Genomic DNA, 6833 nt, shown 5'->3' on the forward strand with positions numbered 1-6833 from the left:
TCTGCGCCATGATGCGAAAGCTCGTTCAGGTCGCTGTCGGCATCCTCAAATCAGGCAAAATGTTCGATCCCGCCATGCATAGGGCTTGACGCGGACAACAGTATCTACGGAGCGCGGCGCATCATGCCAAAAACGCCCGCGCCGCGCGGCTTGGGCGGTTTCTATGCACAAGGTATTATGAACAGCTTCCGTTTCGCCGATCCGCAGCTTCTCTGGCTGCTGCTCATCCTGCCGCTGCTGGCTTGGCTGCGCGGCAAAAGCGGCCAGGCTCCGGCCCTGCTTTTTTCCTCGGTCTCGGCGGTGCGGCTCATTGCCGCCAGCCGCAAGGTCAGTCCCGGCGGGCTGCTGGTTTTGCTGCGGCTGGCTGCTGTCGGCCTGCTGATCATTGCCCTGGCCCGTCCGCAGTGGGGCCGCACCAATGCCGAGACAGAGGCTTCCGGCATTGACATTCTGCTGGCCGTGGACATCTCCGGCTCGATGCAGGCTTTGGATTTCAAACTGAATGACAGGGAGGCCAACCGGCTGGACGTGGTCAAATCCGTGATGGCCAAATTCATCAGCGATCGGCCCAGCGACCGCATCGGCCTGGTGGCCTTCGCAGGCAGGCCGTATCTCGTCTGTCCGCTGACCCTTGATCACGACTGGCTGCGGCAGCGGCTGAATTCGCTGCGCATCGGCATGATTGAGGACGGCACGGCCATCGGCTCGGCCATTGCTTCCGGCGTGAACCGCCTGCGCGATCAGCAGGCCAAATCGCGCATCCTCATCCTGCTCACCGACGGAGTGAGCAATGCGGGCAAAATTGCCCCGCTCGCAGCGGCGGAAGCAGCCGCAGTGATGAAGATCAAGGTCTATGCGGTCGGCGCAGGCAGCAGCGGCATGGCACCGATGCCGGTGGAAGATCAATTTGGCCGAACCCGGATGGTTCAGGCCAAAGTGGACATCGATGAGGAGACGCTGACAAAGGTTGCGGCCATGACTAGAGCGAAATATTTCCGGGCCACGGACACCGCCTCTCTGGCGCGCATCTACGAGGAGATCAACGCCATGGAGACCACGGTCAGAAAAACGCGGCAGTTTTCCAATCACCGGGATTTGTTCGCCTGGCCCGCGCTGGCGGCTTTGCTGCTGCTGGGATTCGAACTGACAGCCTCCAGAAGGCGGCTGCCGTAATCCCGATCAATCTTAGGCGGCGATAGATCTGGACTCGGACAACCAATTTTTGGATTCCTCAGCGTACTTGTTGAATTTACTTTTTTCTTACGGTTGATTATATTGTTCTTGACATTATTTTTGCTGCGCAATATTGTATCGGCTTTCGGTTACTCTCCCTGTCCTGCGCAGCAACAACAGGAGCCGCAATGCAGCCTCGCCGCCTTTCCGTTCTCGCCGTCAGCGTTCTGATCATTTTCGTTTCCAGCACGGCTTCTCACTCCGGCAAACTCCTGCTGATGCTCCCGCCGCTGCTGGCGAAAAAAAGCGGCAGCAGTTACGGCGACATGAACACGATGGTCAAGCTGATCTCAGTCAGCTCCGGCAGCGCGGACAGCTTGACCGTAGACTGGCTTCCCTCGCAAGACATCCAGACTCCCGCCTCGCAGATCCGATACACGCTCCACGTCTCAACCGCCGAAAATTTTCTGCCCTCGGCAGCCACAGCCAAAGGAACAGTGGTCGGCAAGGAGACCTTGACAGCCACCGGGCTTCAGGCGAACACGCAATATTTCGTTTTGATTGCGGCGGCGGATGGCAGCGGCAATGAAAGCTGGAGCAACCGGCTTGCAATCCGCACCGTGGCAACAGAGGCAGTCCGTACGTCGGCAATTCTTGCCGAGCAAACGGAAAGCCAGAATCCGGCAGTCACGCCGGACACGGTCACCTATTCATCGAACCAAACACCTGCTGCCGGTTCGTATATAGCCAGCAGTGTCGGCAGCGGCTATCTGCGCAAAGTTGTTTCCGCCAGCGCAGCCAATGGCTTTGTGACAGCGCAGACAGCGGCAGCCTCTCTCAACGAGGTGCTGGAGCAGTACGAGGTTTCCACCACCGTTAAGATTGCCAGAGTGCCTGAAGGCAGTCCAGTTCCGGCGATGCTGCGGGCGGCGGCAGGAGCTGGAGCATCAGCCCGGCAGCATTCTTGGGAGGCCAGCGGCCTGACCTTGACCGATTCCAATCCGGCGGACAAAGACGGCAGGCTCTTCAGCAGCGCGTCAGGAAAGCTCACCGCCGCATCCTCTCCCCGCATGGAGCAATCTGTCACTGGTCATTACACCAACATGACCGGGCCGCAATATATTGCTGTGATGCCTTGGAAGCCAGTGAAAGAAACGGTGCAAGCGCGGCTGAAGTATGACTATGGCTCGCAAGGCAGAGAAATATGCAAGATCGTCTTGGCGGAATTCACCCATGACGATCCTGAGCTGGCCAAACTGCCGCCGCCGACCGCAGTTGAATCGTTGGCTCGTGACAAGTTGAGCGGCTCGCTTGAACTGAGTTTTGCGCCGGATGAAAAGTATATTGACGACAAGAATCGGCCTTATGAGGCATACGTCTTAGTTTATGTTGACAAACTTGGCGACGAATGCAACGGTGGCGAGATTTGGTCGCGCTGGGAAGATGTGCTGGAGATGAAAATTCCCATCTATGTTCATCAGGGCCGCATGGAAGTGGCGGATGAGGAGAAGAACGTGACCTTCAGCGGTGATTTCAGCGTCACCAATGAGGCGAAAATGACCTTTGAGCCGGAGCTGAACCTTGATCTGCAACTATCCGGCACCACGCTGCAAAAGGCTGATCTCGTCGCCAAGGCCAATATCGCCCTGTCCAACACGCTGACCATCACCGCCAATGCGGCAGGCAACTTGAGCAAGACCGTGACGCTGCTGGAGCCGCGCAGTTTTGTCAAAATGTTTCCTGTCGGCGGAGTGCCGGTGGTGGTGCGCGGCAGTTTCAAGATGGATGCCCGGCTCGACGGCCACATCGGCGGCGCGGCCAAGCTGACCAAGTTCATGGAGCTTGCCTTTCCTGACACCTCATTCGGTGTGCAGTATCGGAACGGCGTATGGCAGGAAGTGAAGAATTTCAAGCCGAAATACACCTTCCGCATTGAAGGCGAAGCGGACGCGGATGCGGAAATCAGCCTGACCCTGCTGCCTGATCTGCAAATTCATTTTTACGAGGCGGCTTCCGGCAGAATGATCTTGGAGCCGTCGCTGTATGCCGAAGCAGCCCTGCACGGGCAGTTCAAATATCAGGACAGCAACGGCAATTATCTGACCGATCTGGATTACTGGTTCCCGTATGTCAATGCCGGGGTTGCGCTTGACATGCGGCTCTATGCAGGTCTGCATGTTTTGGATTACAATATCGCTTCTTGGCCGGAAAATGTTTCCTACACCGAGACAGACAAATTCAAGCTCTTCCATCCGATCACAAGGGCTGAAGGCAAAATGTATTCTCTGCCGACCTTGACGGCGGCTGCGGACGAGGAACCAGACAATCCGCCGGATTCACGGGCGATTTTGATCAGCGGCACGGCGACAGATTACGTCACGCCGCTCTTCGGCTGGAAGCTCAATCCCTTCCAAGCGTGGACAGAGCCGAAGGTGATCACTGACCGGCAGTATGCCATCACGCCGCTGGATGAAACCCTTGCCGAGCATTGGTTCATTCCTAAGCAAGCGGGTGATTTCACCGTGCGGCTGGGCGGCTACAGCAAGCTGGGCTGGTTTGTCCGGCAGGTTGCTGAAGTGCCGCTCTCTTTGCCGGATGCGGATGAGAATGGATTGCCGGATTATTGGGAAAGCCGCTTCGGGATTTCCAATCCTGCCGGAGATGATGACGGCGATGAGCTGGACAACGCGGCAGAGTTTAGCCTTGGAACGAACCCGACTGAGGCAGACAGCGACGGCGGCGGCGTATCCGACTGGCAGGAGATTATTGACGGCACGGATCCGCTGGACGGCAGCGATGATCTTGTTCAAAATGCTGTACTGACCTTGACAGGGGGCAAAGTAATAGAAGGAAACAGCGGCACGAAGCAAATCGAGTTCACTCTTTCGTTGAGTCAATTTCATAAATCTGCTGCTGTCAACTATAGAACTCAAGACTCAACTGCGACAACGGCAGGCAATGATTACGTTGCTCAGTCTGGAACAGTAATTTTCTTTGGCGGCTCCACCTCAGAGAAAGTAAGAGTGACTGTCAAAGGAGATACAGAGATTGAACCGAACGAGACATTTTCACTCCGGCTTTCCAGTCCTGTAAATTTGACTCTTGCCAATACGAGCGCAACTGGAACTATTATCAATGATGACATCCGCATGGTACCGTTGAATGACACCGGCATAACATGGAGCGGCAATTACGCTTCCGGGAACAACACAGCTTGCATTGCTTCCACCACACCGGACGGCGACAACGTGGTTGCGGCGCAGGACTGCTCGCATGGCCGGGATGTGACCCACAATGACGACAGCGACGGCCATGTCGGATTCAGCTATACGAAATTGGACAGCAATGGAATGCCGCTGGCTGATCAAAGCGCGGATTACGCCACCACGCCGTGGGCTTGCGTGAAGGACAATGTCACTGGCCTGATTTGGGAGGTGAAGACGGATGATGGCGGGCTGCATGATAAGGATGACACTTATACGTGGTACAATACTAATCCGACGACGAACGGCGGTGCGGATGGTTCAGCCGATAATGGCGGCAATACTTGTTATGGTTATGACAGCAGCAATGCTGCCACGTTCTGCAACACGCAGGCGTATGTGAACCGGGTGAATGCTGCTGGCTGGTGTGGGGCATCGGACTGGCGTATGCCGACTCGGAAGGAATTGGAGGGGCTTGTTCATCGTGGTCGCTATAGTCCGACAATAGACATCAGCTATTTTCCCGATACGACGAACGGTTGGTATTGGTCCGGGTCGCCGCTTGCTGGCTACTCGGACTACGGGCGGATCGTCAATTTCGGTCGCGGGCTTTCCGACTTCAGCGACCGCGACAGCGGCTACGGCGCGGTCCGTCTGGTGCGCGGCGGACAGTGATGTTGCTTTTTTGCTTTAAGCTGCCTGAGCGGAGCCAAAGGCAGCGGTTTGGCATCCGAGTAAAGCCGGAAGATCGGCGGTTTCGACTCCGCTCAACCGCCGTGAAGCGATGATCATCAACTTTCCATTTCTATGAAGAGATATTTTTTGTTACTCTGCTGCATGTTGCCCACAGCAGGTGTTCATGCCGCACAGACTTGCAAACCAGAGTCCATTCCAGCCTCAACGTCAGATAGCCAGCTTGTTGACAATGGCGACGGCACCATCACAGACAGCAAGACTGGCCTGATGTGGAAAAAATGTCTTGAAGGACTTTCTGGGAACAACTGCGAAAGCGGTGCCACTGGTTCATTCACGTGGCAAAGTGCTCTACAGCAGCCAGATATTGTTAACAACAGTGGCGGTTTTGCAGGCCATAAAGATTGGAGATTGCCTAATATCAATGAACTCGTTTCCATTATTGAGGAGCAATGTTCTGCTCCAGCAATCAATTTGAGTCGTTTTCCCAACACGCCAAGTTCTGGTGTCCGGTCCGGGTCGCCGTATACTGGCTACTCGGACAACGCGTGGTACGTAAATTTCGCCTACGGCTTTTCCTACTTCAACCCCCGCGACGACGGCAGCGCGGTTCGGTTGGTGCGCGGCGGACAGTGATTTTGCTTTTTGTCTGTCATAAGCTGCCTGAGCGGAGCCGAAGGCGGCGGCGGTTTCGGCTTTGCTCAACCACCTTGCGCACTTGTTTGCAAGTGACAGCTCGCGACAGCAATTGAATTGGCAATCTTCTCTACGGAGCAAAAGCATGGTTGAAGCATGGACATATAATCAGTTGGTTAAAGCCCGCCAATATCACCCAGAACTTGTTGACACAATCTTTGAGGAATTGCTGACGCGGCAGAACGAGCTGCGCTGGCTGCTGGTGGTCGGGGCGTATATGGACAAAGAGATTAATTTTGGCAAGGCGGCGGAACTGTTAGGAATGCACCGCCTTGAGCTTGAAGAGCAGTTCCGCATTCAGGGCATTCCTGTCCGCATGTGTGCCGACAGCTTGGAAGAAGCCCGCGCAGAAGCAGCGGCGATTGAGCAATGGAATGCAGCAGCAGACAATGCCGACTGCCAATGATCTTGCTTGACTGCACTGTCCTTTCCAACTTCGCCGCAGTGCATCGTCCTGCGTTCATTGCTCAGGCATTTTTCGAGGATATCTCCACAACAGATGCGGTGTTTGATGAACTTAAAACTGGAGTGAGACTCAGACGAATACCAGAATGCGATTGGAGCTGGCTGAAGAAAATCCAGCTGACTCTTTCCGAACAGCATCAATTGCAGCAACTGCGCAGACAGTTAGGCGGTGGCGAAGCTTCTTGTCTTGCCGTTGCATCTCAAAGAAATTGGAAAATCGCCACCGATGACAGAGATGCGCGGCAATGGGCTGTTCGGCTGCGCATTCCTTACACTGGAACGCTTGGCGTTTTAACTGCTCTGGTCAAACAAAATCGCATCACGCTGACAGAAGGAAATGAATGGCTGCGCTGGATGATGCAGGCTGGGTATCATTCGCCGGTGACTGAACTTGATGATCTTGTTCACAGCAGGAGGTAGGTGTTCCCGCCTCCAGCAGCTTCATTCTGCCCTCAGCCGCAGCCGCAGCGCGTTCAAAGCCGCTGTGGCCGCCATTTCCTGAATTTCGCTCCGGCTACCGGAAAAACGGTGCAGGCTGGCTTGAGTCGTGTTGTCATGATGCAGGCCGATGTAGACCGTGCCGACAGGCTTGTCCGCTGTGCC

Annotated in this window: 6 protein-coding genes; 5 read left to right on the forward strand and 1 reads right to left on the reverse strand. The window is 55.5% G+C overall.

Annotation, left to right across the window (positions count from 1 at the left end):
• The first annotated feature begins 123 nt into the window (after positions 1-123).
• The 5 genes from ACNKID_RS09475 to ACNKID_RS09495 all read left to right on the forward strand — a co-directional run bounded on the left by ACNKID_RS09475 (position 124) and on the right by ACNKID_RS09495 (position 6650).
• Positions 124-1173, forward strand: a complete 1050-nt coding sequence (locus ACNKID_RS09475; protein WP_417913185.1) for a VWA domain-containing protein — start codon at positions 124-126, stop codon at positions 1171-1173.
• 188 nt (positions 1174-1361) lie between these two features.
• Entirely contained in the window at positions 1362-5051 is a 3690-nt protein-coding gene (locus ACNKID_RS09480; RefSeq protein WP_417913186.1) for a DUF1566 domain-containing protein, read from the forward strand.
• A 132-nt stretch (positions 5052-5183) separates the two neighbouring features.
• On the forward strand, positions 5184-5705 hold the full coding sequence (locus ACNKID_RS09485; protein ID WP_417913187.1) for a DUF1566 domain-containing protein: 522 nt from the start codon (positions 5184-5186) through the stop codon (positions 5703-5705).
• A gap of 145 nt (positions 5706-5850) precedes the next feature.
• A complete protein-coding gene (locus ACNKID_RS09490; protein WP_417913188.1) occupies positions 5851-6171 on the forward strand; it encodes a UPF0175 family protein in 321 nt (106 codons plus the stop codon).
• Positions 6168-6650, forward strand: coding sequence for a hypothetical protein (locus ACNKID_RS09495; protein WP_417913189.1), 483 nt, complete (start codon positions 6168-6170; stop codon positions 6648-6650). The genes ACNKID_RS09490 and ACNKID_RS09495 overlap by 4 nt, the downstream gene beginning before the upstream one ends.
• A 21-nt stretch (positions 6651-6671) precedes the next feature.
• Here ACNKID_RS09495 and ACNKID_RS09500 read toward each other — a convergent pair.
• Positions 6672-6833: CinA family protein (locus ACNKID_RS09500; protein ID WP_417913190.1), on the reverse strand; the 162-nt coding region annotated here is incomplete at its 5' end.

This window comes from Candidatus Electronema sp. TJ, assembly GCF_048287355.1.
Lineage (GTDB): Bacteria > Desulfobacterota > Desulfobulbia > Desulfobulbales > Desulfobulbaceae > Electronema.